This is a genomic window from Dongshaea marina, assembly GCF_003072645.1.
Lineage (GTDB): Bacteria > Pseudomonadota > Gammaproteobacteria > Enterobacterales > Aeromonadaceae > Dongshaea > Dongshaea marina.
The window spans coordinates 1,179,179-1,202,889 of the sequence record NZ_CP028897.1 but is presented as its reverse complement, the minus strand read 5'-3'; the positions used below and the strand labels follow the sequence as shown (position 1 = coordinate 1,202,889).

The following is a 23,711-nucleotide window of genomic DNA, read 5'->3' as shown; positions in this document are numbered from 1 at the left end:
AGACTGGGTTATTTTTTACCCTGAGTGATCGGCATCCGTCAACTCTGCGGTGATTTTTCTCATCGATTCTCCGCATAATTCTACACGGATCGCTCCATGAACCAGACGATCCAGGATCGCATCCGCATGGGTTGATTCACCGATCATTGTGTGCCAGTGCTCCAGCGGAAGCTGGCTGCCGATCAGTGTGGCTCCGTGACCATGGCGAGCATCGATTAACTCCAGTAGATCGCTACGCTGAAGCGCATTCAGCGACTCCAGTCCCCAGTCATCGAGGATCAGAAGCGGCGTGTTTCTCAACTGAACCATCAGCTTTCGATAGCTGCCATCAGCCTGAGCCAGCTGCAGTTGCTCCAGCAGCTCTTTAAACCGGAAGTAGCGAACCCCGAGTCCCTGCAGACAGAAGTGATGGCCCAGGGCGCAGGCCAGATAGGTTTTCCCGCACCCGGTCGCCCCGGTCAGGATCAGAGTCTGCCCCAGGCTAAGCCAGTATCCCTCTGCCAGTGAGCGGATCTGGGCTCTATGCAAGCCGCGATCACTTCGATAATCCAGTTGCTCCAGATTTGCCTGCAGCCGGAATCGGGCCTGCTTGATAAGGCGCTCGATCCGCCGCTGAGACCGATCCGTCAGCTCCTGCTCCAGCAGCAGGCTGAGTCGCTCTTCGAACCCGAGTTCCTGGTAGTGCCCGGGTTGCTGATGTTGCCTTTCCAGGGCATCCCGGATACCACTTAGTTTCAGCTCCCGAAGTTGCTGTTTGAGTTGTTCTGTCATCTTTGATCCTTAGTGATAGTAGCCTGAGCCACGGATATTGAGGTGAGTGAGCTCCGCCAGACGATCCGGCTGAGTTTCGGGCAGTGGCTGGCCATCCAGCCCCTTTTCCAGGATGGAGCGGATCCCTTTCTGATAGTAAACGCCCGTTCGGTCTGCTCGCTGGCAGGCCGCTTCTAAGCGGGGGCGTCCATATCGCTTTTCCAGGTTGAGGATCCCAAGGCTGGCCCGATATCCAAGCTCCGGGTGGGACTTTCGGTAGAGCAGCTGTTTGATCACCGCAAGCGTGGAGGGGCCTATCTCCTGAGCCCAGTTCAGAAAGCGTCCCGGGGTCCATTGCATCTGCTTTTGGTGTGCGACCGGCATATGATCGGGGTGGGTGGTTTGCCCTCCCTGCTGATAGCTGCGTGGATGTGTCGCGACACAGCGACCACCATGATAGATCCGTACCAGGTTGTCGCAGATATGCGCTTCAAGCTTGCGTTTGAGCAGGGTATAGGGAACCGAGTAGTAGTGCTTGTCGAGCTCGATGTGATAGTCGATATGAACCCGAACCGCCTTCACCCGGGTGAACTGATAGGGGTTTTGAGGCAGCGATTTGAGCACCGGTTTGTCTAGCAATTCAAACTGTGATTTACGGCTTCCCGGCAGCTTCTTGAACGGGCGATTGTTCAACTCGGTGAGCAGAGCCCCGATCCGCTGGTTTAGCTGAGCCAGACTGAAGAAGGTCTCATGGCGCAGTTTTGCCAGGATCCAGCGCTCAACGATCTGCACGCCCACCTCAGCCTTGGCTTTATCTTTGGGCTTGTAAGGACGGGCAGGAAGCACTGCAACACCATAGTGTGCAGCCAGCTGCTGATAGGTAGGATTGAGATCTGGCTCGTAGCGACACGCTCTACTGACTCCGCTTTTGAGATTATCCGGAACGATCATCTCTGGTACTCCCCCCAGAAATTCGAAGGCCCGTTTATGGCTCATCACCCAGTCTTCCAGCCCCTGACTCAAGGTTGCATCGGCGTAGGTGTAGCTGGATGCACCCATCACAGCGACAAAGATCTGAGCCCGACGCTCCTCCCCAGTCCTCGGATCCACGATGGGCACGGTTGGACCGCAGTAATCAACAAACAGTTTTTCACCGGCTTTATGGCTCTGACGCATTGAGGGAGACTGGCATTTACGCCACTCACGATAACGCATGCAGTAATGGTTATAGCTGTAGTGGTTCTTGGGATGTCGCTCAGCATACTCCTCCCACAGGAGTTGTAGCGTCATCCCTTTGCGTCTGAGCTCCTGATGGGCCACGGCCCAATCCGGCAGAGGAGGTGTCTGACGAACCGTGATCCGGGTCTCAAGGAACTCACGGCGCAGCCGCTCTTCATCCCACTCAGCAGGCAGAGGCCATTGGCATAGCCCCATCTGTTGGGCCCTTTTGCAGTAATTGGACACAGTCGACGGAGACACAGACAGGCTGCTTGCGATCTGGCGGTGACTCAGGCCGCCTTGGTACTTGAGTCTGAGGATCTCTTTGAGTTTTCGCATGGTGATATGCACCGTTGGCATGGCTGGCTCTCCGCTCGAGGTCAAACAGAGAGCATAGCCGGTTAAAAAAACACCTGCGAAACGGGAGTTGAAATGAATAACATTTCGGTCGGGACTGCATAATATTCATGCCGATCACCCAATAATATAAAACTCAAAAGTGATCGCCATCGATATTATTGAGCGATCGCGATCGATATTATTCAGTGATCGCTATCGATCTTATTGGGTGATCGCGATGGACCAAAAAACGCACTCATTATCAAAGCTCACATTAATACATTGCGGGGCGCCAGCAAACGCGCTGCCACTGGCCATAGCCAGACCAGACAAACCAACCATTGCCACTGCTAACTTTTTCACCTTGAATGATTTCATCTCAATATCTCATCTATTGATGGTTTAAGGGCTGAAGCTCAAGATCTGCATAGAATAAAAAACAGCTAAATGCTCTCCTGCGGAAAGGCACAAGCAAAAAGATAAGGACTCACAAATCAGGTATTTCAATACAGATAGGGGTATCTATCCCTTCAGCTTTAAAAGATTCAGTCGCTCCGAATGCTCCTGCTTGCGAAGCTTTGACTGACTCGATGATGAGACTAACAAGAGGTTCGGACAGATTTTGTCCGATTAAAAATGCACCAACCTGTCGCATCGGTGCGACAGTTTTTGGAAACCGCGTTTTTCCTTTCAAATAACAGATCCATGAAAGCCTTAATCAAAACATACGGTTACAATAAACAACTAATATACATAGAGTTATGATGGACCTATAAAATAGCGACCGGCTTATCAAATAAAAAAAGCCCACCTTGCAAGGTGGGCTTTTTACAGGGAAAACACGATCTTTTAATTGGTCAGATCATCAAAAAAGCGTTTTACACCATCAAAAAATCCGGTGGATTTTGGCTTGTGACGCTTAGGCGAAGAGCCTTCCAGTGATTCCTCAAACTGGCGTAGCAGCTCTTTTTGCTGCTCATTGAGGCGTACCGGAGTCTCAAGAACCACCTTACAGATGAGATCGCCAACCGCACGGCTGCGAGCAGAGTGAACCCCTTTGCCACGCATCCGGAACATCCGGCCAGTCTGAGTTTCTCCGGGGATCTTCAGCTTCACCCGACCATCCAGGGTTGGAACTTCCACTTCACCACCCAGAGCCGCCGCCGTAAAGCTAATCGGCACCTCGCAGTAAAGGTTATTGCCGTCTCGGACAAAGATATCGTGATCTTTAACATGGATCTGCACATACAGATCGCCCGCCGCAGCACCATTTTCACCCGCTTCACCCTCACCGGATAAGCGAACCCGATCGCCTGTATCCACACCCGCAGGGATCTTCACTGACAGGGTTTTAGTGGTCTGATAACGTCCCTGGCCATGACACTTGGTACATGGATCGGAGATGATCTGTCCCTTACCGTGACAGTGAGGACAAGGCTGCTGAACCGCGAAGAAGCCCTGGCGCATCTGCACCTGGCCACTACCATGACAAGTTGGACAAGTCTGAGGCTTAGAGCCCTTCTTGGCACCGCTACCATGACAGACATCACAACTATCGTAAGTTGGAACCTTGATCTTCTTGCTAACGCCACGGACCGCCTCTTCAAGAGTCAGCTCCATGTTGTAGCGCAGATCCGAGCCCCGGGCTGCACGCTGCTGACCGCCGCCACGACGGCCGCCACCAAAGATATCGCCAAATACATCGCCAAAGATGTCACCGAAATCCGCGCCACCAAAGCCGCCTCCACCGAAGCCGCCGGCACCCTGGTTAGGATCAACACCGGCATGACCATACTGATCGTAGGCCGCGCGCTTTTGAGGGTCAGTGAGGATCTCGTAAGCTTCCTTGACCTCTTTAAACTTCTCTTCTGCACCCGCATCATTTTTATTGCGATCCGGATGATACTTCATCGCCAAGCGCTTGTAGGACTTCTTGATGGCGCGCTCGTCCGCATCACGATCCAGGCCCAGAATTTCGTAGTAATCTCGTTTTGACATGCTCTAACAACCAGATAAACGCATCTTTTAGATATGCAGACGGGCGTTGGTCACCCAACGCCCGTATAGCTCCTAAGGAAGGGACAACTTACTTCTTGTCATCCTTCACTTCTTCAAACTCGGCATCAACAACATTGTCGTCAGCCGCTTTTTCTGCGCCTGGCTGCTGCTCTGCACCTGCATCGGCACCCTGAGCTGCCTGAGCCTGTGCCTGCTGCTGAGCGATCTCCATCAGCTTGGAAGATGCTTCGATCAGAGCCTGTTGCTTGGCTTCGATCTCCGCCTTATCTTCACCCTTGATGGCAGTTTCCAGAGCAGATACCGCATCTTCAACCTTGCTCTTCTCATCTGCAGGCAGTGCTTCACCAGCTTCTTCTACCTGCTTGCGAGTGGCGTGAACCAGAGCATCAGCCTGGTTGCGGGTCTGAACCAGCTCTTCAAACTTCTTATCTTCAGCGGCATTCGCTTCCGCTTCGCGAACCATGCGCTCGACTTCGTCGTCGGACAGACCGGAAGATGCCTGGATGGTGATCTTCTGCTCTTTCCCAGTGTCCTTATCCTTAGCGGATACGTTCAGGATACCGTCGGCGTCTACATCGAAGGTTACTTCGATTTGTGGCAGACCACGTGGTGCAGGACGGATGCCTTCCAGGTTAAACTGACCCAGAGACTTGTTGTCAGAAGCGCGCTTACGCTCACCCTGCAGTACGTGAATGGTTACCGCAGACTGGTTGTCCTCAGCAGTTGAGAATACCTGAGACTTCTTAGTTGGGATGGTGGTGTTCTTCTCAATCAGAGAAGTCATCACGCTACCCATGGTCTCGATTCCCAGAGACAGAGGAGTTACGTCCAGCAGCAGTACGTCGTTCTTGTCACCAGACAGAACCGCCCCCTGAATCGCAGCACCCATGGCAACCGCTTCGTCCGGGTTCACGTCTTTACGTGGCTCTTTGCCGAAGAAGCCGGCAACCTCGGTCTGTACCAGAGGCATACGAGTCTGACCACCAACCAGGATGACATCATCGATGTCAGATACAGACAGACCAGAATCCTGCAGTGCGATGCGAACAGGCTCCAGAGAGTCTTTGACCATATCTTCAACCAGAGACTCCAGCTTGGCACGAGTCACCTTGATGTTCAGGTGCTTAGGACCGGTCGCGTCTGCAGTGATGTATGGCAGATTCACGTCTGTCTGCTGAGCTGAAGACAGCTCGATCTTCGCCTTTTCTGCGGCTTCTTTCAGACGCTGCAGAGCCAGCTGGTCGTTACGCAGGTCAAAGCCTTGATCCTTCTTAAACTCTTCAACCAGGTAGTTGATCAGACGGTTATCGAAGTCTTCACCACCCAGGTGAGTGTTACCGTTGGTCGCCAGTACTTCGAAAGTCTTTTCGCCGTCCATATCATCGATTTCAATGATAGAGATATCGAAAGTACCACCACCTAAGTCATATACCGCAACCTTACGGTCACCGGTCGTCTTGTTTACGCCGTAAGCAAAGGCTGCGGCAGTTGGCTCGTTGATGATACGCTTCACGTCCAGACCCGCGATGCGGCCCGCATCTTTAGTTGCCTGACGCTGAGAGTCGTTGAAGTAAGCAGGAACAGTGATAACTGCTTCAGTTACTTCTTCACCCAGATAGTCTTCTGCAGTCTTCTTCATCTTCTTCAGAACTTCTGCAGAGATCTGTGGTGGAGCCATCTTTTTGTCTTTTGCCTCAATCCAGGCATCACCGTTATCGGCACGTACGATGCTGTAAGGCATGATTTCGATATCACGCTGAACTTCGGCATCTTCAAAACGCCGACCGATCAGACGCTTGATAGCGAACAAAGTATTTTTAGGGTTGGTTACCGCCTGACGCTTTGCAGGCTGACCTACCAAAGTTTCACCATCGTCAGTGTATGCGATGATAGAAGGAGTCGTACGATCGCCCTCGGCGTTCTCGATTACACGAGGCGCGTCGCCATCCAAGATAGCAACACACGAGTTCGTTGTACCTAAGTCAATACCAATGATTTTGCCCATGTGCTAATTTCTCCGAAAATCAATTCTAAACTGTTACCGCCAGCAGATGCCGTATAAGGGAAATGTTCCGACGAGGCACCTTAGCGAGATTCTTTTTTACCGTTACCCAGTAGATGGGGGCATATTTTTGCTCTTCAAGCGTTAGAGATAAAAAAATTGAAAAAAAATTCCTAATCTCTCTTCTCTTGGCACAAACTTGGCGGGATGGGGCCTTTTGTGCGCCTGCTTGAGATCAATTCAAACGCGTTGACCGCATGAATGCCGTCATTCAGGTGGCCTGCTAGCCGACCTTCTGTAGCAGGGAAGCTACAGTAGAGTTTTAAGGGATGAATCCACAAGGTGTCGGATAGCCGTTACACCAATCCCAGTAGATAGGTGACCAGAATGCTACTCATACTAATCTGGATAATCTGTGAGTCATTTAGCCCGTTGCCAGCATGGATGCTGGCATCGAGCATACAGGATGTACTTGCTGCGTGGCGCAAATGATTCATGGATTATCAGCGTATTCTGATCACTCTTCTTTCATAATTGGCACTAGCCGGATGTCTGTCGGCTAATAAAAAACCGTAACCAGGTTCCCCCGGTTACGGTCCTTGTAACCTAAATCCCAGGCTCTATTGACATAACAGAGCCTAAGTCTTGCTTAAGACTCAGACTTATCGGTCGCGGGAGCCTTAGAGACCATCACCATCGCAGGGCGGATCACCCGACCATTGAGCTCATAGCCCTTTTGCATCACATGCAGAACCGTGTTCGGGTCAACATCTGCATTCTCAACCATGCTCATCGCCTGGTGACGATTTGGATCAAAGCTCTGTCCCGTTGGATCAACAACCTCAACCCCAAACTTGCCAACCGCGCCCTGCATCGATTTCAGGGTCAGCTCGATTCCTTCAAGCATCGGCTTGAGTTCATCATTCTCTTTGTCGGCCAGCTCAATCGCTCGCTCCAGGCTATCGATAACCGGCAGCAGCTCATTGGCAAAACGCTCCAGGGCGAACTTGTTGGCCTTCTCAACATCCTGAGCCGCCCGGCGACGGATATTCTCCTGCTCGGCGACAGCACGCAGCGCACGATCCTTCTCTTCGGATACCTGCTGCTGCAAGGTTTCTACCTGACTGCTCAGGGCAGCCAGCTGATCAAGCATCATCTGCTCATCGCTAACTTCAACCTGAGGCTGCTCAACCTCTTGTTCAGAAGTGGCTGCAGCCTGCTCGGCTTCGACATTCTGCTGCTGTGCTTTTTGCTCTTCAGCGCTCATGGTTTCTCCGTTCAAATTCACATGCTATTGCAGGCTATTATGGGGATCCAATATCGGGTTTCAAGGGCTAAGGAGTTGCAAAATGGACGAAAAATATAAATTTGACCCATATGTGCCTCAAATCATCTATTTTCAGGTAAATAACACGCTATACTGCCCGTTCACAATTGAGCACTAAGACACTATGAGCCAGCATTTTAAAAAAATAGCCCTGATCGGTAAGCTGAATCACCCTGAGACCAAGCAAACTCTGCATAAGGTGATGCACTACCTGGAACAGCATAAGCTGAGCGTTCTGGTTGAAGAGCGTATTGCAGATGAATTGGGAGTCTCTCCCGATAGTACCCGCGATCTCGTGACTCTAGGCCAGAAGTGTGATCTGGCGATCATGGTCGGCGGCGATGGCAATATGCTGGGAGTCGCCCGGGTTCTGTCACGCTTTGATATCTCGGTCGTCGGGATCAACCGGGGTAACCTGGGTTTTCTGACCGACCTCTCCCCCTGTGACTTTGAGACTCAGCTCACCGAGATCTTGCGAGGAGAGTACCAGACCGAGCACAGATTCCTGCTTGAAGCCCAAGTCTATCGCCACGATGAGCTCAAGGCCAGTAACAGCGCGATGAATGAAGCGGCGCTGCACCTTGGGAAGATAGGCCCGATGATCGAATTCGAGGTCTATATCGACGGGGCCTTCATGTATAGCCAGCGGGCCGATGGCATCATAGTGACCACCCCCACCGGCTCCACCGCCTATGCGATGTCGGCAGGAGGCCCGATCCTGACTCCTTCCCTCAACGCCATCGCCCTGGTGCCGATGCACCCTCATACTCTCAGCTGTCGCCCGATTGCGGTCGACTCCGACAGTGAGATCAAATTGGTCGTCTCCCCCAACTCAAGAGCCGATGAGATGCAGATAAGCTGTGATGGCCAGGTGGCCCTGACCGTGCTGCCGGGTGATGAGATCCTCATTCGCAAGACCCAGCATCAGCTGCGCCTGCTCCATCCCCATGGCTACAGCTATTTTCATATCCTGCGTAAGAAGCTTGGATGGGGAAGTAAGCTTTTTTGATGGGGAGGGCTCCCCATTCCTTCCCGGAACCTTGGTGACACAAGTGGGATACTACCCCCTTGTGTCACCAAACTTTCTCTACTCGGTATACATTTCTTTTGGTAGAATTCTCGCTCCAAGAAAAGGTAAATGCAGCCCAGAAATCGGGCCTATTGCCGACAACATCATTGCCCTACCTTCCCTTTCATAACTCCTACCACAAGGAGTTATTTGTACGATTTAAAAGGACTAAAACATGCAAAAAATTAAGCTTGGACAAAATGGCCCAGAAGTCTCGCGTATCGGTTTAGGTTGTGCTGGTTTCTCAGAGTTTTATCGCCCTTCAGATAAAAAAGAAGCTCTCAAAACCATTAGCCATGCTCTAGATAGTGGTATCAATTTAATCGATACTGCCGATATCTATGGTAACGGCCTCAATGAATCTTTGCTGTCAGCATTTACCACAGATATGCGTGAAAAGATGATTCTTTGCTCTAAAGGGGGCATTATCCGTAATGATACAGTCAGGGCTCCACTTGACTTTTCACAGTGGCGTTTTGACTCCAGCCCCGAATACCTTAAGAAAGCATGTGATCAAAGCTTGCAATATTTGAAAACTGACTACCTGGATATTTATTATCTACACAGTCATGATGGCAAAACACCAATTGAAGAAACCATGCAAGCTTTAAGTGACTTGGTGAAAGCTGGAAAAGTTAAATATATTGGGCTGTCTAACGTGCTTGATGAGGATATGCTAAAGCGTGCTCATGAAATCCACCCCATCACAGTGATCCAGAATGAGTACTCACTCTGGGCCCCTGAATCTCAAGCATTATTCCCCTGTTTGAAAGAGCTGGGAATCGGCTTTGTTGCCTATAGCCCATTAGGGCGTGGCGCACTCACCGGACAATGTTCTGACATCCAATCGCTAAATGGGGATGACCTTCGTCTAGCTCTACCAGGGTATACAGACAGGCTAGAGACCCACAAAAATCTGATAGCACATCTGCTCAAACAATCAAAAGAAACAGGGCATACCTCAGCGCAATTAGCTTTAGCCTGGCTTCTACAAGATCAACCTATAGATATTATCCCTATACCGGGTAGCCGTACCTTAGCCTATCTAAATGACAATATTGCAGCTGAAAACATTATGCTAGATAAGCAAACACACGACACTCTGACTAAACTTAGCTCTTTGGACTAAACATCGCTTAGCCCACTCAACACCAGGATCGTTGCTTGCGTGCTGGGATGAGACGAGCTACGCCCATAGCTACAGCTATTTTCATATCCTGCGTAAGAAGCTTGGATGGGGAGGACTCCCCATCCCCCCACTTAGCAGTGGAGCGGCTAGTTTGCTGCTTGGTTCGCTTGTAGCTAAGTGAACCATTTATATCCTGCGGATAGCTTTTTGCCACTACGTGGCAATTGTCGGTCTCGCCCGAACGGCGAGTCACTTTTCTGTCAAGAAAAGTAACCAAAAGTTCGCTCCGCGCTGCGAGTCCCTCCGCAGAGCTGCGCCTCTCGGCATCCTGCCTCGAAAGGAACAAATTCCCAGAAAAATAGCACACCTCAGCGCTCACTCACGGGGTTTAACTTCCCCTTTAATTCGCACAGAAGAATCGCGCAGGGATTTAAGGGTGAAGGATATGGATATCCTGAAAGCAGAACCGGGCAGGGGCGCCCGTATCTGCGTACCACAAAGAACCAGTTATTCTGAGGAGTAATGCGAATCAGGGGGCACCCTCGTGGTTGTTAGGGGGACTGGGTGAGCAGTCCCCCTAACCCGCAGTCCGAGGCCGGACAGTTGTGTCATAGGCACAAAACTGCTGACCGTAGGTCAAACTACGTCGATCTTTATCCTACGGATGGCTTTCTTGCAGCTGCGCTGCATTCGCCGGGGTGCCGGCTGCACATTACTTTTGTATCGCCAAAAGTAATCAAAAACTCACTTCGGAACGATGTTCCCGACATCGACCTGCGTGGCTCGGCATCCTGCCTCGAGATGAAACAACAAACCTATATAGCTCACCCAAGGCTCGCTCACGGGGGAGTTAACTTCCCTCTTCGACTCAGCATCAGTGATAATATTAAGAAGTTCCTGCCTATTTATGTTCTCAGAGCAAAGACCCTGAATAGAATAAATCTGTAGATATCATCACTGCGCTAACTCACAGGCTCTCTCCCCCTTTTGATTCGTGCCTGAAAATCATAATACGAGTGAAGCCGAATGGCAGGACGCCATGAGTGCATAGCCACGCCAAGGACGGCGTGTCTATGCTGAGCTTCAAAGAGTAAGTGATTTTCAGGATTTCCACGAATCGAGGGGCACCCTCAGGGTTGGTAGGGGGACTGGGTGAGCAGTCCCCCTGACCCGAAGCCCGCGGCCGGACAGTTGTGTCATAGGCACAAAAGCTGACCGCAGGTCAAATCATTCAGCCTCGCTAAATCATCAGCGAGATATCGCCAATGCCTTTACGCCGACGTAGGATCTGCAATCCGGTGCAGATTCACCGAAACTGATTCCACCCACTCGCCACACTGAGCCTTGAAGCTCTCAAGGTAAGGCTGGCTTGAGTGAAGCTCAAAAGCGGCCATATCTTCAAAATGCTCAATCATGGTGAATAGTCCGGGATTATCAATCCCCTGATGCAGAACATAGCTCTGACATCCTGCTTCGCTGCGGGTCGGCTCAACCAGAGCCTGTAGTGCCTGATGAAGGGAGGCTGCCTCCCCCTGGTTTGCGATAAAAGTTGCGACACATACGACGGTCTGACTCATGATGATTCTTCCTGAAAAATGAGAAAAAAGAAGTATAGCGGATCCGAGCTATAGCCTCAGCTAAGCTCTGCAGCCATCACCAACACATGGTGCCCCTTATAGTGAACCTTCTCGATTGGCTCAAAGCCCTTAAAGGTAAATGAGAGGAAGAGAGTCGACGTGATTTAAAAGTGGACGAATCGCTGGCAAAGAAAAGGGGGCGAAAGCCCCCTCACAAAATTACTTACGCACCCGCTTGCGCTGGCTGGTGCGTGAACGCTCCTGCTGGCGAGCGCGCTGATGGCGACGCACCGAGCGGCGGATCTGCGCAGCCTGCTTGTAGCGCTTGCGCTTATTATCTGAATCAATCTCAAGCTTGGTCCGGGTCTCATTACCCAGCTGAACTTTGGTTCGCAGGTAGTTGACCTGCTCCAGTGTCAGCTCTCCCCAGCCACCAACCGGCAGGGTGCGATCCAGGCCAATATCACCGTAACGAACCCGGATCAATCGGCTTACCTTGACCCCTTCAATCGACTCCCACAGGCGACGCACTTCACGGTTACGCCCCTCGGTCAGGGTCACATTGTACCAGTGATTGAGACCTTCACCTCCGGCATCGCGGATCGTCTTGAAAGAGGCCATGCCATCTTCAAGCTGAACCCCTTTCAGCAGGCCTTTAAAGTCTTGGTCGGTGATCTCACCAAACACCCGTACCGCATACTCACGCTCAACTTCATGACTCGGGTGCATCAGGCGATTTGCCAGTTCACCATCCGTGGTGAAAAGCAACAGGCCTGAAGTGTTGATATCCAGGCGCCCCACAGAAACCCAGCGGGAATCTTTGAGTTTAGGCAAACGGTCAAACACGGTAGGCCGCCCCTCAGGGTCGCTGCGGGTACAGACCTCCCCTTCCGGCTTGTGGTAGGCGAGGACCCGGCAAACCACCTCTTCGCGGCTTTGCAGAGGAACCTTATTACCATCGATGCGCACCAGGGCATCCTCTTCGATCCGATCGCCCAACTTAGCAACCGTACCATCAATACTGACCCGACCTGCAGCGATCAAGGCCTCCATCTCACGACGCGAGCCATGGCCGGCACGTGCCAGCACTTTCTGTAACTTTTCACTCATCAGGTTTATTTGCCTACGTTTATCAGCTATCACTCACAGCGCTCTGCTCAATAGCAGAGAGCTTGGCGAGCATTTCAGAATCCAACTCTGGTAACTGCTCCAGCTGTTGCATATTAAAATAGTCTAAAAAGGTTTTGGTGGTGGCATAGAGTGCCGGCCGACCGGGCACCTCTTTATGGCCCACGATCCGGATCCAGCCTCGTTCCTTGAGAGTGGTCATAATGGTGCTGCTGACACTCACGCCCCGCACCGCCTCGATTTCGCCCCGGGTGATGGGTTGGCGATAGGCGATCAGCGCCAGTGTTTCAATGGTCGCCCGCGAGTAGCGGGGCGCCTTCTCCTGCCATAAACGACTGAGATCGCCGGCAAGCTCTTGTTGAGTCTGAAATCTGTAGCCGGATGCAGTTTGCTGCAGATAGACGCCGCGATCCCGATAATCATCGCCGAGCTCCTGCAGTACAGATTCAATGGCTTTAACCGGCACAGAGTAATCTGCCAGCACGGTTTTGGCTAGTTGTTCAGCACTCATCGGACGAGTTGCGACAAAAAGGGTCGCCTCGATCAGCGCCTTGATTCTCGATAGCTCAGGACTCATGTTTATCCACTAATCCGAAATGAAGGTGACCAAAGGGCTCCGATTGCATCACCTGGATCAACTCCCCGCGCACCAGCTCTAACAAGGCGAGCAAGGTTACCACAACTCCCCGTCGTCCTTCCTCTGGTTTTAGCACCTGTTGGTACTCAAACAGGCTGCCCGGCTTGAGGAGTGACAGGATCTCACTCATCTTCTCCCGGGTGGAGAGCTGCTCACGACTGACCTGATGGGTCTCAAGCTGAGCTATCCGCTCCAGCATCCGCTCCATCCCGAGAGCCAGCTCCTTGAGGGCGACATCCGGAGCCAGTACCACCATCCCCTCAACCTGCTTACAGGGTTGCACCCGGGCGACAAAATGATCCCGCTCCAGCCGTGGCACTTCGTCTAAGTCCATTGCCGCCTGTTTGAAGAGCTCATACTCCTGCAGACGTTTAATTAACAGCAGCCTGGGATCCTCTGTCTCCTCATCCTCCTCGGCCGGGGGCTTGGGAAGCAGCATCCTGGATTTGATCTCCGCCAGCCAGGCCGCCATAACCAGGTATTCGGCCACCAGCTCCAGATCGAGCTGATTCATCAGCTCGACATACTCCATATACTGCTCGGTGATCTTAGCGATCGGCAGATTCAGAATATCCAGGTGCTGACGGCGAATGAGATAGAGCAACAGATCCAAGGGCCCCTCAAAGATCTCCAGAAAAACTTTGAGGGCCTCGGGGGAATAAACAGATCCTTGGGCGTTTCGAGATAAGGCTTTCCTGCCACTAACGCCAATGGCGCAGTGCAATCATCCATTATTCAAACGCACTCGGATCGCCGGCACCCACCCGGCGAACAATCGCATCACCTTCGGAGAAATCAATCACAGTCGTTGGATGCTCGCCCAGGTGACCGCCATGAATAATCAACCCCACCTGATGCTCGAGCTTTTCGCGGATCTCTTCGGGATCAAACTCAGCCATCTCGCTACCCGGTAGGATCAGCGAGGTCGACATCAGTGGCTCACCCAAAGCCTCCAGCAAAGCCTGGGCAATCTGGTTTTCCGGTACCCGGATCCCTATGGTTTTTTTCTTGGGGTTCATCAGGCGCCGCGGCACCTCTTTGGTCGCCTGCAAGATAAAGGTATAGGGACCGGGGGTCGCGTTCTTGATCAGGCGAAACGCCTGGTTATCCACCCGGGCATACAAAGAGAGCTCAGAGAGATCCCGGCACACCAGGGTAAAGTTATGATCTTTTTCAATCTTACGAATGCGGCAGATCTGCTCCAGGGCCTGCTTATCCCCCAGCAGGCAACCCAGCGCATATCCGGAATCGGTTGGGTAAACGATTACCGCGCCATTGCGGATCATCGCCACCGCCTGACTGATCAGGCGTTGCTGAGGATTATCCGGATGTATATAAAAAACTGGCTCATGCGTCCTCCATAAAAATGTCGCGATACGCGTCCCAATCATTCCAGACGGGCGGTATATTCTCCGGTAAATAGAGTGTCTTGCCAAGGTCTATCCAGGGGGTAACATAGTGAAAGTCCGATCCCATAGAGCCCTTGAGCCCAAAGGTTTGGCTAAGCTCACACAGATACTGCCGGGTGTTTGGTGCCTGCTGCAAAGAGACCACCTCCATCGCATCCCCCCCGGCCTGGCTAAAAGTATCAACCAGACGGCGAATCCACTTGCCCGAGAGATCATAGCCTGCCGGATGCGCCAGCACCGCAGAGCCTCCGGCCTGGTGAATCGCCTCGATTGCCGCCGGGATCTCCGGCCATTGTGGTGATACCCAGCAGCGCTTCTTACGCCCCAGATAAAGATCAAACGCCTGTTGAATATTACTCACCACACCTAATTCTTTGATATAGCGAGCAAAGTGGGCCCGGGTCACCATCTGCTTATCCATCAGGGGCTGCATCGCCTCATGGATACCGGTAAAGCCGGCCTTGAACAACTTTTCACAAATTTTTTCACTGCGCAGCCTTCGAAATCTCTGCTGCTCGGCCACAAAGGTCTTGAGTAACGGGTTTTCAGGAGCGATATTTAATCCCACCACATGGATCTCAAAGCCATGCCAGCGAGTCGAGAGCTCAATCCCGGGAACCAGAGTCAAAGGAAGCTTTTCATCCTGGATACAAGATTGAGCAATCTCAATGCCATCCGTGGTGTCATGGTCAGTGAGCGCCAAGATCCCAACCCCTTTTTCGACCGCGTAACGCGCCAGCTCTGCGGGCTCCAGCCGCCCGTCGGATGCACTACTATGGCAATGCAGATCGATGATCATTTAGCCTTCCCTATTTTTTTTCTTGACACAGGACCCAATTTATCGTTCTACTTTAGGGGTAACTTGAAACGAGACTTTTAGCAAAACGATATGGCAAATTCACAATTCAAAACTGAATTTTTCTGGTGGTGGGTACCCTCAAAATTGCGGGCGCTCCGTTTTGCCATGTCCTAAGTAAATACCAGACAGACGAAACCCAAAAAAGCCCGCTAGCGATAGCGGGCTTTTTTATTATCGGTGAAAAGAGACTTTGATGAAACCACAAATGACACAGCAACGATGGCGAATGTGACCTGAAGCGAAATAACAACCCAAGTCACTTAAACACAAGGAACTCAATTATGATTATCGTGCTCAAGCCACAAGCCACCGAACAAGATGCCAAACAACTTCTGGCCAAGATAGAGCAGAGCGGTCTAACCCCCTCTACATGCCAGGCACCGAACGAATTGTTTTGGGAGCCCTCGGCGATGAACGGATATTGGAAAAACTTCATCTGGACTCCCACGAGTGTGTCGACTCATTAAAGCCTATTCTCTCCAAGTACAAGCGGGTCAGCCGCGAATTTCAACCCCACGATACCCTGGTACGGATCGGTAACACCACGGTGGGTGGCAATCACTTTACCCTGATTGGCGGTCCCTGCGCCGTTGAGAATCGCGAGCAGATGCATGAGGTTGCCAAACTGCTCAAGGCCGAGGGCTCCCACGCCATTCGTGGCGGGGCATTCAAGCCAAGAACCAGCCCCTACGCCTTCCAGGGACTGGGTAAAGAAGGACTAGAGCTCCTCAAAGAGGTCAATCGCGAGTATCAGCTGCCCACCATCTCTGAGGTGATTGACGCCAACGATGTCGAGATGATGTGTGATTATGTTGACTGCCTGCAGGTCGGGGCCCGCAACATGCAAAACTTCCGCCTGCTGGAAGCCGTTGGTAAAACCAACACCCCTGTGCTGCTTAAGCGCGGCATGAGTGCCACCATCGAAGAGCTTCTGCTGGCCGCCGAATATATCAGTAACGCCGGCAACAACCAGATCATCCTGTGCGAGCGCGGCATTCGTACCTATGAGACCGCTACCCGCAACACACTGGACCTCAACGCCGTCGCCCTGCTCAAGCAAAAGTCTCACCTGCCGGTTCTGGTGGACCCAAGCCATGGCACCGGCATTCGCGAGCTGGTGATCCCACTGGCCCGCGCGGCTGCCGCCGTTGGCGCCGATGGAGTTATAGTCGAGACCCATCCCAACCCGTCAGAAGCCTTATCAGACGGCCACCAATCACTGACTCCTGAGCAGTATGCCCAGCTGGTAAACGAGTTACGCCCCTTTGTTGAAGCTGCCGGGAGAACCCTCTAATGCAGGTAGCCAAGGGACAAGCAGTTGCCCTCAAGCGTGACTGCAGCTATATCAGCGAACCATTAGAGCTCTTTGCGGCCCTGAGCAAGGAGCGAGCGCAGTGCATGTTGCTCGAATCGGCAGAGATCGACAGCAAGGCAGGCACTCAGAGTATTTTACTCATCGATGCCTGCCTGCGAGTTCAGTGTATGGGACAGGAGGTAACTCTTGAGCCCCTCACCCCAAATGGGCAGGCGGTGATTGATTACCTGAGTGACAAGCTACCAATCGAGATCCACCAGCAAAGAGCCGGCTCACGGCTAATCCTGTCCTATCCTCCCCTTGATAACCGGCTGGATCAGGACTCTCGCCTAAAGGCTCGCTCGGTTCTGGATCTGCTGCGTAGCCTACTCAACGAGATCAAATGCCCGGATAATCCGCAGGCGCTGTTCCTCGGTGGCGCCTTCGCCTTTGATCTGCTGGCAAGCGTGGAGCCGCTGCCAGAGGTGAAAGAGAGCGACAACAACTGCCCCGACTACTGCTTCTATCTTGCTGAGTCACTGCTCATCATCGACCACAAGCGTCGCCAGAGCCGCCTGATGACCCTGGTGTTTGGCGGCGAAGGCAGTACCGAGCGTTACTTTGAAGCCAGCCGCCAGCTAAGCGAGCTCATCAGTCAGTGCCAGCAACCTACTCAGCCTCTTAACCAAACCAAGGGATTAAGCACAGAGCCTGAGGTCAGTATCAGCTGTGAAGATGAGGCCTTCAAACAGAAGGTAGAGACCCTTAAGCAGGCGATCGTCGCCGGGGAGATCTTCCAGGTGGTGCCATCGCGCTGCTTTAGCATCCCCTGCCCCGAGCCTCTCCTTGCCTACCAGGAGCTCAAGCGCACCAATCCAAGTCCCTATATGTTTTACCTCAAAGACAGAGAGTTTGAACTGTTCGGCGCCTCCCCCGAGAGCGCGGTCAAATTCACCGCCGACAGCCGCACCGTCGAGATGTATCCCATCGCCGGTACCCGCCCCCGCGGCAAGAGTGCCGACGGCGGTATCGACCTGGATCTGGATGGGCGCATCGAGCTTGAACTGCGTTTGGATCAAAAAGAGCAGGCGGAGCACCTGATGCTGGTCGATCTGGCGCGCAATGATATCGCCCGGATCTCTGAGCCCGGCACCCGCCAGGTCAAAGAGCTACTCAAGGTAGACCGCTACAGCCATGTGATGCACCTGGTCTCACGAGTCACCGGAGTTCTGCGAAGGGATCTGGATGCACTGCACGCCTACCAGGCCTGTATGAACATGGGCACCCTGACCGGAGCCCCCAAGATCCGCGCAACCGAGTTGATTCGCCAAACCGAGCAGCAGCGTCGCGGCAGCTACGGAGGGGCGGTCGGTTATCTCAACGGCAGCGGCGATCTCGACAGTTGCATCGTGATCCGCTCTGCGCTGGTTCGTGATGGCATCGCCCATGTGCAAGCCGGGGGCGGTGTTGTCCTCGACTCAGTGCCTCAGGCTGAGGCCGATGAGACCCGTCATAAGGCAGCGGCGGTTCTAAGCGCAATCAAGACAAGCCAGACTCAGGGAGCTTCAGCATGAACTGCCATATTTTCCTTCTGGATAATTTCGACTCCTTTACCTATAACCTGGTCGATCAGCTACGGATCTTAGATTGTGAGGTCACCATCTACCGCAATGATATCTGCCCTGATTACCTGCTGACCCAGATGGAGCAATCTGACAAGCCCGCCGTGCTACTTCTCTCTCCAGGACCCGGCCACCCCAAAGACGCAGGCTGTATGCCCGAACTTCTCAAAAAGTGTCAGGGCCTCTACCCGGTACTTGGGATCTGCCTGGGACACCAGGCGATCGTTGAGCACTATGGCGGAAGCGTTGGCGCCGCCGAGGCTATCGTTCACGGCAAGGCTTCTTTAATCAGCCACCAGCATGAAGCGATCTTCGCAAATCTCCCCAACCCGATGCAGGTGGCTCGCTATCACTCCCTGGTTGCCACCCAGGTGCCAAAATCACTCGAGGTGATTGCCGAATATCAGGGGATGCCGATGTCGGCTCTGCACCCGATAGACAAAATGCTTGGACTGCAGTTTCACCCCGAATCAATCATGACCGCCCGCGGCTCCGAGCTGCTGCGCCAGGGCCTTGAATTTATTACCAGGGAGGTAACCCAAAATGTATGAACTCCTCGAAAAACTTTACCAGGGTCAGGCCCTGACTCGCAGTGAGGCGCACTCACTGTTTGAGCGGGTGATCCGGGGCGAGATGGACCCCATAGTTTTAAGCTCTCTCTTAACCGCCCTTAAGATAAAAGGTGAAACTCCCGAAGAGATAAGCGGCGCCGTGAGTGCTCTGCTCGCAGCAGCTCGCCCCTTCCCGACTCCCGAGTATGAGTTTTGCGATATTGTCGGCACCGGCGGCGATGGTCAGGGCACCATCAATATCTCAACCACTTCGGCCCTGGTTGCCGCCAGCTGCGGCGTCAAGGTCGCCAAACACGGCAACCGCAGTGCCTCTTCCAAGTCGGGCTCCAGCGATCTGCTGGCAGAGCTGGGTATCGATCTCACCGCCTCCCCCGAAGCGGCCCGCCACAGCCTGGATACCTTTAATTTCTGTTTCCTGTTTGCCCCCCACTACCACCAGGGGTTCAAGCACGCAGCGCCTGTGCGTCAGGCTCTTAAGACCCGCACCCTGTTCAACTGCTTAGGCCCGCTTCTCAATCCGGCGCGCCCCACCTTCCAGCTGGTAGGCGTCTATGCATCTGAGCTCATCGACCCCATAGCTAAGGCCCTGCTTGAGCTTGGCCTAAAGCGCGGCATGGTGGTGCATGGCGCAGGGCTCGATGAGGTGGCTGTTCACGGCCCAACCGAGGTAGCCGAGATTAAAGAGGGTCAAATCACCCGCTACCAGGTCACCCCCGAAGATTTTGGATTAGAGCAATACCCTCTGGAGGATCTCAAAGGCGGAACCCCCGCCGAGAACTCAGAGATCACCAAGGCACTGCTACGCGGTGAGGGAACAAAGGCACAACAGGCTGCGATTGCCGCCAATGTGGCAACCCTTCTGTTGATGTCAGGAAAAGCGCAGTCCCTTAAGCAGGGAGCCAGCATAGCGCTGGAAACCCTGCGCTCCGGCCAGGTCATTCGTCACTTTGATGCCATGCTGGAGGCCAGCCGATGAGTCTTCCTACCATCTTAGATAAGATTGTTACCAGCAAGCGTAGCTGGATTGAGGCTCGTAAAAAGGCTCAACCCCTTGAAGCTTTTATCGATTTGTTGATCCCATCTGATCGTAGCTTTGAGAGGGCACTGACTAAAGAGACCCCGGCCTTTATTCTGGAATGTAAGAAGGCATCTCCCTCCAAGGGGCTGATCCGTGAGGATTTTTGCCCCGAGGCAATCGCCCGCACCTATAAAGAGTATGCCGATGTGGTCTCAGTGCTCACCGATAGTGAGTACTTTCAGGGCGAGTTTGAGTTTCTGCCAAGAGTCCGCCAGGAGCTAAATCAGCCGGTGTTGTGCAAAGACTTCATTATCGACTCTTACCAGATCTATCTTGCACGCCATTACCAGGCCGATGCTGTGCTATTGATGCTCTCTGTCCTTAACGATGAAGAGTACCAAACCCTCGCCAAGGTGGCTCAATCACTCAAGATGGGGATCCTCACCGAGGTTAGCACCCCGGAAGAGCTAACCCGGGCCATCGCTCTCAATGCCAGGGTCATCGGGATCAATAACCGTAACCTTCGCGATCTCAGCATTGACCTGGAGCGAACTCCTCAGCTGGCTGAAGCGATCCCAGCCGATCGCATCGTCATCAGTGAGTCAGGTATTTTGAATCACGCTCATGTGAAAAAGCTAAAAAGCTATGCCAACGGCTTTTTGGTGGGTAGCTCCCTGATGGCGGAAGATAACCTTGGCGAAGCCTGCCGGAAGCTTATCTATGGTGAAAACAAGGTCTGTGGCCTGACTCGCCCCGAGGATGCAAGAGCCGCTTATGAGGCAGGCGCTATCTTTGGCGGCCTCATCTTTGCCCAAAAGAGCCCCCGCTGTGTCAGTGAAGAACAGGCAAGATCTGTGATGGCTGCAGCACCTCTTCGCTATGTCGGAGTCTTTGTCAATGAAGCCCCCGAGCGGGTCGCTGAGCTTGCCAATACCCTTGGATTATCCGCGGTACAGCTCCACGGCGTCGAAGACGATACCTATATCCGGGATCTTCGCCCACAGCTTGGCGAAAACTGTGAAATCTGGAAAGCGGCCTTCGTCGGAGAAGAAGCACCACAGCTTGAGCTGGCCGTCGACCGCTATGTCCTGGATAAAAAGCCGGCGAAGCAGCTTGATGTGAAAGGTCAACAAACCGGTGGCACAGGCCAAAGCTTTGACTGGGAACTCTTAAAAGGATTAGACAAAAGCACCCTGATGCTGGCAGGTGGCCTTGCCCCAGAGAATATTCGTCAGGCAAGTGAAGTGGGCTGCATTGGTCTTGATATCAACTCAGGTGTCGAGAGCGCTCCTGGCATCAAAGATCAAGGCAAGATCAATCAGGCTTTTGCAGAGCTTGCCAGGGTAAAGGCCCGAGGACGTAAATAAAGAGCATCGAAAAACCGGAGGCTGACGCCACCAACCGTCGACACGCAGCAAGTCCGTCCCTGGATGCTCTATTGCAGCATCCTTGCTGCAAAAGGTCGAGCGGGCCGGTGACTCCATCCTCTTTTCTGGAGCTCTTTGACCAATATTAATTTTCAGAGCCAATCGCTCTGATAACGAAAGGAGTAATAAAAGAATGACCCTATTGAACCCATTTTTCGGTGAATACGGCGGCATGTATGTGCCGCAGATCCTGATGCCCGTTCTTCTTGAGCTGGAAAAAGCCTTCGTCGAGGCCCAGCAGGATCCTGAGTTTCAAAAAGAGTTTGATGATCTCCTGCAAAACTACGCCGGACGCCCAACTCCTCTGACCCTATGTAAGAACATCACTCGCGGCACCAAAACCAAGATCTATCTAAAACGCGAGGATCTGCTGCACGGTGGCGCCCACAAGACTAACCAGGTGTTAGGGCAGGCACTGCTGGCCAAGCGGATGGGTAAAACCGAGATCATCGCCGAGACCGGCGCCGGTCAGCATGGCACCGCCACCGCTCTGGCCTGTGCCCTGCTAGGCCTTAAATGCCGAGTCTATATGGGCGCCAAGGATTGTGAGCGGCAAAAACCCAATGTGTTTCGGATGAAACTGATGGGTGCCGAGGTGATCCCGGTCCACAATGGCTCTGCTACTCTCAAGGATGCCTGCTCTGAGGCGTTGCGCGACTGGACTGCCAACTATGATACCGCCCATTACCTGCTGGGTACCGCCGCCGGCCCCCACCCCTTCCCGACCATAGTTCGTGAGTTTCAAAAGATGATTGGGGAAGAGGCGAAGCAGCAGGTGCTGGAGGCCGAAGGCCGCCTGCCCGATGCGGTGATCGCTTGTGTGGGTGGAGGCTCCAATGCCATCGGCATGTTTGCCGATTTCATTGAGGAGAAAGAGGTTGCCCTGATCGGCGTGGAGCCTGCAGGAAAAGGAATTGAAACCGGGGAGCACGGTGCGCCGCTGGGTCATGGTGAAACCGGGATCTTCTTTGGGATGCGCGCCCCGCTGATGCAGGATGAGCATGGCCAGATTGAGGAGTCCTACTCTGTTTCAGCCGGGCTCGACTTCCCATCGGTCGGCCCCCAACATGCGCACCTGGCAGCCACTGGCCGCGCCGACTACGTCTCCATCACAGATGATGAGTCGTTAGAGTGCTTCCAGAAGCTCTGTAAAGAGGAGGGTATTCTGCCAGCTCTGGAATCTGCTCATGCCCTGGCTCATGCCCTGAAAATGGCCAAGCGTGAGCCTGAAAAAGAGCAGATCCTGATCGTCAATCTCTCGGGGCGAGGCGACAAGGACATCTTCACCGTAGCCGATATTCTTAACCCACAGGAGGCGCTGTAATGGGACGCTATCAAAACTGCTTCGATCGCCTGAATACTCAAAACCAGGGCGCCTTCATTCCCTTTGTTACCTTGGGCGACCCAACCCCTGAGCTCTCTTTACAGATCATCGACACCCTGGTTGAGTCCGGCGCCGATGCCCTGGAGCTCGGGATCCCCTTCTCGGATCCTGTGGCCGATGGCCCAACCATTCAAAACGCGACCCTGCGCGCTCTTGAGTCCGGAACCACTCCCGAGGGCTGCCTGCTGATGCTCAAGGCGATCCGCGACAAGTACCCCGAGCTGCCAATCGGCCTGTTGCTCTATGCAAACCTGGTGAACCATGGTGGCATTGAGCAATTCTATGAAAAGGCTAAAGCCGCGGGCGTGGATTCTGTGCTGGTTGCCGATGTGCCGATTGAGATGTGTCAGCCCTTCAAGGCTGCCGCAGATAAGGCTGAGATCGATAGCATTTTCATCGCGCCACCCAATGCCGATGAAGCGACTCTCAGGCAAGTTGCTGAGCTTGGAAAAGGCTATACCTATCTCCTGAGTCGAGCCGGCGTCACAGGAGCAGAGGTCAAGGCACAGATGCCTGTTAATCACCTGCTGCAAACCCTTCGCCAGTACGATGCCCCACCCTGCGTCCTCGGTTTTGGCATCTCTGAGCCCGGGCAGGTTCGGGATGCGATTGCCGCCGGCGCCGATGGAGTGATCTCAGGCTCTGCGGTGGTGAAAATCATCGAGAGAAACCGAGCTCATCCATCAGCTATGCTGGATGAGTTAGCTAAGTTTGTACAACGGATGAAACAGGCAACAATTCAGAAATAACCTGAAAGCCAGAGGGGCTTATCCGCCCCTCTGGACTCACAAAAATATCACCTGTCTCAACACTTAATTGGCTATCAGCTTTTTATGGCTCTACCATATCTAGGTACTGCCCCACCATTTAACACCAAGAGCCAGCGGTATGAAGCAAACTCAAAGATTAGCCATTGCCATATAAACTTATT

The 23,711-nt window shown here is 53.1% G+C and carries 22 protein-coding genes and 1 pseudogene; 10 read left to right on the top strand and 13 right to left on the bottom strand.

The window, feature by feature from the left end; all coding sequences use genetic code 11:
• Window positions 1-15 precede the first annotated feature (15 nt).
• The 7 genes from istB to grpE all read right to left on the bottom strand — a co-directional run bounded on the left by istB (window position 16) and on the right by grpE (window position 7,595).
• The gene (istB, locus tag DB847_RS05990) at window positions 16-771 is read right to left on the bottom strand and encodes an IS21-like element helper ATPase IstB (RefSeq protein WP_108649424.1); all 756 of its coding nucleotides are present in this window, start codon (window positions 769-771) and stop codon (window positions 16-18) included.
• 9 nt (window positions 772-780) lie between these two features.
• The gene (gene istA / locus DB847_RS05985; RefSeq protein ID WP_108649425.1) at window positions 781-2,328 is read right to left on the bottom strand and encodes an IS21 family transposase; all 1,548 of its coding nucleotides are present in this window, start codon (window positions 2,326-2,328) and stop codon (window positions 781-783) included.
• 201 nt (window positions 2,329-2,529) lie between these two features.
• Window positions 2,530-2,685 (bottom strand): hypothetical protein, encoded by a 156-nt coding sequence (locus tag DB847_RS24260; RefSeq protein WP_159084422.1) that lies wholly within the window; start codon window positions 2,683-2,685, stop codon window positions 2,530-2,532.
• Window positions 2,686-2,794: 109 nt separating this feature from the next.
• The gene (locus tag DB847_RS24255; protein ID WP_159084421.1) at window positions 2,795-3,001 is read right to left on the bottom strand and encodes a hypothetical protein; all 207 of its coding nucleotides are present in this window, start codon (window positions 2,999-3,001) and stop codon (window positions 2,795-2,797) included.
• A gap of 155 nt (window positions 3,002-3,156) precedes the next feature.
• Complete coding sequence (gene dnaJ, locus DB847_RS05980; RefSeq protein WP_108649875.1) at window positions 3,157-4,305, bottom strand: molecular chaperone DnaJ; 1,149 nt, start codon at window positions 4,303-4,305, stop codon at window positions 3,157-3,159.
• 88 nt (window positions 4,306-4,393) lie between these two features.
• Window positions 4,394-6,331, bottom strand: coding sequence for a molecular chaperone DnaK (gene dnaK, locus DB847_RS05975; RefSeq protein WP_108649874.1), 1,938 nt, complete (start codon window positions 6,329-6,331; stop codon window positions 4,394-4,396).
• A gap of 646 nt (window positions 6,332-6,977) precedes the next feature.
• Window positions 6,978-7,595, bottom strand: coding sequence for a nucleotide exchange factor GrpE (gene grpE, locus DB847_RS05970; protein WP_108649873.1), 618 nt, complete (start codon window positions 7,593-7,595; stop codon window positions 6,978-6,980).
• A gap of 184 nt (window positions 7,596-7,779) precedes the next feature.
• Here grpE and nadK point away from each other — a divergent pair, with 184 nt between their 5' ends.
• The gene (gene nadK, locus DB847_RS05965) at window positions 7,780-8,664 is read left to right on the top strand and encodes an NAD(+) kinase (protein WP_108649872.1); all 885 of its coding nucleotides are present in this window, start codon (window positions 7,780-7,782) and stop codon (window positions 8,662-8,664) included.
• 235 nt (window positions 8,665-8,899) lie between these two features.
• Window positions 8,900-9,853, top strand: a complete 954-nt coding sequence (locus tag DB847_RS05960; RefSeq protein ID WP_108649871.1) for an aldo/keto reductase — start codon at window positions 8,900-8,902, stop codon at window positions 9,851-9,853.
• Window positions 9,854-11,124: 1,271 nt separating this feature from the next.
• Here the strand turns inward: DB847_RS05960 and DB847_RS05950 are convergent.
• From DB847_RS05950 to DB847_RS05925, 6 genes and pseudogenes are all read right to left on the bottom strand, one after another.
• On the bottom strand, window positions 11,125-11,430 hold the full coding sequence (locus tag DB847_RS05950) for a putative quinol monooxygenase (RefSeq protein WP_108649869.1): 306 nt from the start codon (window positions 11,428-11,430) through the stop codon (window positions 11,125-11,127).
• 219 nt (window positions 11,431-11,649) lie between these two features.
• Entirely contained in the window at window positions 11,650-12,540 is an 891-nt protein-coding gene (rluB, locus tag DB847_RS05945; protein WP_108649868.1) for a 23S rRNA pseudouridine(2605) synthase RluB, read from the bottom strand.
• A gap of 22 nt (window positions 12,541-12,562) precedes the next feature.
• Entirely contained in the window at window positions 12,563-13,135 is a 573-nt protein-coding gene (scpB, locus tag DB847_RS05940) for an SMC-Scp complex subunit ScpB (RefSeq protein ID WP_108649867.1), read from the bottom strand.
• Window positions 13,125-13,927, bottom strand: a pseudogene (locus DB847_RS05935) (segregation and condensation protein A). Before DB847_RS05935 ends, scpB begins: the two are co-directional and overlap by 11 nt.
• On the bottom strand, window positions 13,927-14,586 hold the full coding sequence (locus tag DB847_RS05930; RefSeq protein WP_108649866.1) for an L-threonylcarbamoyladenylate synthase: 660 nt from the start codon (window positions 14,584-14,586) through the stop codon (window positions 13,927-13,929). The pseudogene DB847_RS05935 and the gene DB847_RS05930 overlap by 1 nt, the downstream one beginning before the upstream one ends.
• A complete protein-coding gene (locus DB847_RS05925) occupies window positions 14,543-15,403 on the bottom strand; it encodes a PHP domain-containing protein (RefSeq protein ID WP_108649865.1) in 861 nt (286 codons plus the stop codon). Before DB847_RS05925 ends, DB847_RS05930 begins: the two co-directional genes overlap by 44 nt.
• 341 nt (window positions 15,404-15,744) lie before the next feature.
• On the opposite strand from DB847_RS05925, the gene DB847_RS26555 reads away from it, so the two are divergent.
• From DB847_RS26555 to trpA, 8 genes are all read left to right on the top strand, one after another.
• Window positions 15,745-15,930: a hypothetical protein gene (locus DB847_RS26555; RefSeq protein ID WP_407644439.1), complete on the top strand. Its 186-nt coding sequence runs from the start codon at window positions 15,745-15,747 to the stop codon at window positions 15,928-15,930.
• Window positions 15,858-16,757, top strand: coding sequence for a bifunctional 3-deoxy-7-phosphoheptulonate synthase/chorismate mutase (locus tag DB847_RS05920; protein WP_407644438.1), 900 nt, complete (start codon window positions 15,858-15,860; stop codon window positions 16,755-16,757). Before DB847_RS26555 ends, DB847_RS05920 begins: the two co-directional genes overlap by 73 nt.
• On the top strand, window positions 16,757-18,331 hold the full coding sequence (locus DB847_RS05915) for an anthranilate synthase component 1 (RefSeq protein ID WP_108649864.1): 1,575 nt from the start codon (window positions 16,757-16,759) through the stop codon (window positions 18,329-18,331). The genes DB847_RS05920 and DB847_RS05915 overlap by 1 nt, the downstream gene beginning before the upstream one ends.
• Window positions 18,328-18,930: an aminodeoxychorismate/anthranilate synthase component II gene (locus tag DB847_RS05910; protein ID WP_108649863.1), complete on the top strand. Its 603-nt coding sequence runs from the start codon at window positions 18,328-18,330 to the stop codon at window positions 18,928-18,930. Before DB847_RS05915 ends, DB847_RS05910 begins: the two co-directional genes overlap by 4 nt.
• Window positions 18,923-19,927, top strand: a complete 1,005-nt coding sequence (trpD, locus tag DB847_RS05905; RefSeq protein ID WP_108649862.1) for an anthranilate phosphoribosyltransferase — start codon at window positions 18,923-18,925, stop codon at window positions 19,925-19,927. The genes DB847_RS05910 and trpD overlap by 8 nt, the downstream gene beginning before the upstream one ends.
• On the top strand, window positions 19,924-21,336 hold the full coding sequence (gene trpCF, locus DB847_RS05900; RefSeq protein ID WP_108649861.1) for a bifunctional indole-3-glycerol-phosphate synthase TrpC/phosphoribosylanthranilate isomerase TrpF: 1,413 nt from the start codon (window positions 19,924-19,926) through the stop codon (window positions 21,334-21,336). Before trpD ends, trpCF begins: the two co-directional genes overlap by 4 nt.
• Before the next feature lie 193 nt (window positions 21,337-21,529).
• Window positions 21,530-22,720 carry a tryptophan synthase subunit beta gene (trpB, locus tag DB847_RS05895; protein ID WP_108649860.1) on the top strand — a complete coding sequence of 397 codons (1,191 nt, stop codon included), beginning with the start codon at window positions 21,530-21,532 and terminating at the stop codon, window positions 22,718-22,720.
• On the top strand, window positions 22,720-23,529 hold the full coding sequence (gene trpA / locus DB847_RS05890) for a tryptophan synthase subunit alpha (RefSeq protein ID WP_108649859.1): 810 nt from the start codon (window positions 22,720-22,722) through the stop codon (window positions 23,527-23,529). Before trpB ends, trpA begins: the two co-directional genes overlap by 1 nt.
• Window positions 23,530-23,711: the final 182 nt, after the last annotated feature.

Coding starts and splice junctions, on each gene's coding strand:
- dnaK (WP_108649874.1), bottom strand. CDS start 6,331: ATGGGCAAAATCATTGGTATTGACTTAGGTACAACGAACTCGTGTGTT.
- DB847_RS05950 (WP_108649869.1), bottom strand. CDS start 11,430: ATGAGTCAGACCGTCGTATGTGTCGCAACTTTTATCGCAAACCAGGGG.
- scpB (WP_108649867.1), bottom strand. CDS start 13,135: ATGAGTCCTGAGCTATCGAGAATCAAGGCGCTGATCGAGGCGACCCTT.
- DB847_RS26555 (WP_407644439.1), top strand. CDS start 15,745: ATGATTATCGTGCTCAAGCCACAAGCCACCGAACAAGATGCCAAACAA.
- DB847_RS05910 (WP_108649863.1), top strand. CDS start 18,328: ATGAACTGCCATATTTTCCTTCTGGATAATTTCGACTCCTTTACCTAT.
- trpCF (WP_108649861.1), top strand. CDS start 19,924: ATGAGTCTTCCTACCATCTTAGATAAGATTGTTACCAGCAAGCGTAGC.
- DB847_RS05925 (WP_108649865.1), bottom strand. CDS start 15,403: ATGATCATCGATCTGCATTGCCATAGTAGTGCATCCGACGGGCGGCTG.
- trpD (WP_108649862.1), top strand. CDS start 18,923: ATGTATGAACTCCTCGAAAAACTTTACCAGGGTCAGGCCCTGACTCGC.
- istA (WP_108649425.1), bottom strand. CDS start 2,328: ATGCCAACGGTGCATATCACCATGCGAAAACTCAAAGAGATCCTCAGA.
- DB847_RS05960 (WP_108649871.1), top strand. CDS start 8,900: ATGCAAAAAATTAAGCTTGGACAAAATGGCCCAGAAGTCTCGCGTATC.
- DB847_RS05930 (WP_108649866.1), bottom strand. CDS start 14,586: ATGATTGGGACGCGTATCGCGACATTTTTATGGAGGACGCATGAGCCA.
- DB847_RS24260 (WP_159084422.1), bottom strand. CDS start 2,685: ATGAAATCATTCAAGGTGAAAAAGTTAGCAGTGGCAATGGTTGGTTTG.
- trpB (WP_108649860.1), top strand. CDS start 21,530: ATGACCCTATTGAACCCATTTTTCGGTGAATACGGCGGCATGTATGTG.
- trpA (WP_108649859.1), top strand. CDS start 22,720: ATGGGACGCTATCAAAACTGCTTCGATCGCCTGAATACTCAAAACCAG.
- dnaJ (WP_108649875.1), bottom strand. CDS start 4,305: ATGTCAAAACGAGATTACTACGAAATTCTGGGCCTGGATCGTGATGCG.
- DB847_RS05915 (WP_108649864.1), top strand. CDS start 16,757: ATGCAGGTAGCCAAGGGACAAGCAGTTGCCCTCAAGCGTGACTGCAGC.
- rluB (WP_108649868.1), bottom strand. CDS start 12,540: ATGAGTGAAAAGTTACAGAAAGTGCTGGCACGTGCCGGCCATGGCTCG.
- istB (WP_108649424.1), bottom strand. CDS start 771: ATGACAGAACAACTCAAACAGCAACTTCGGGAGCTGAAACTAAGTGGT.
- nadK (WP_108649872.1), top strand. CDS start 7,780: ATGAGCCAGCATTTTAAAAAAATAGCCCTGATCGGTAAGCTGAATCAC.
- grpE (WP_108649873.1), bottom strand. CDS start 7,595: ATGAGCGCTGAAGAGCAAAAAGCACAGCAGCAGAATGTCGAAGCCGAG.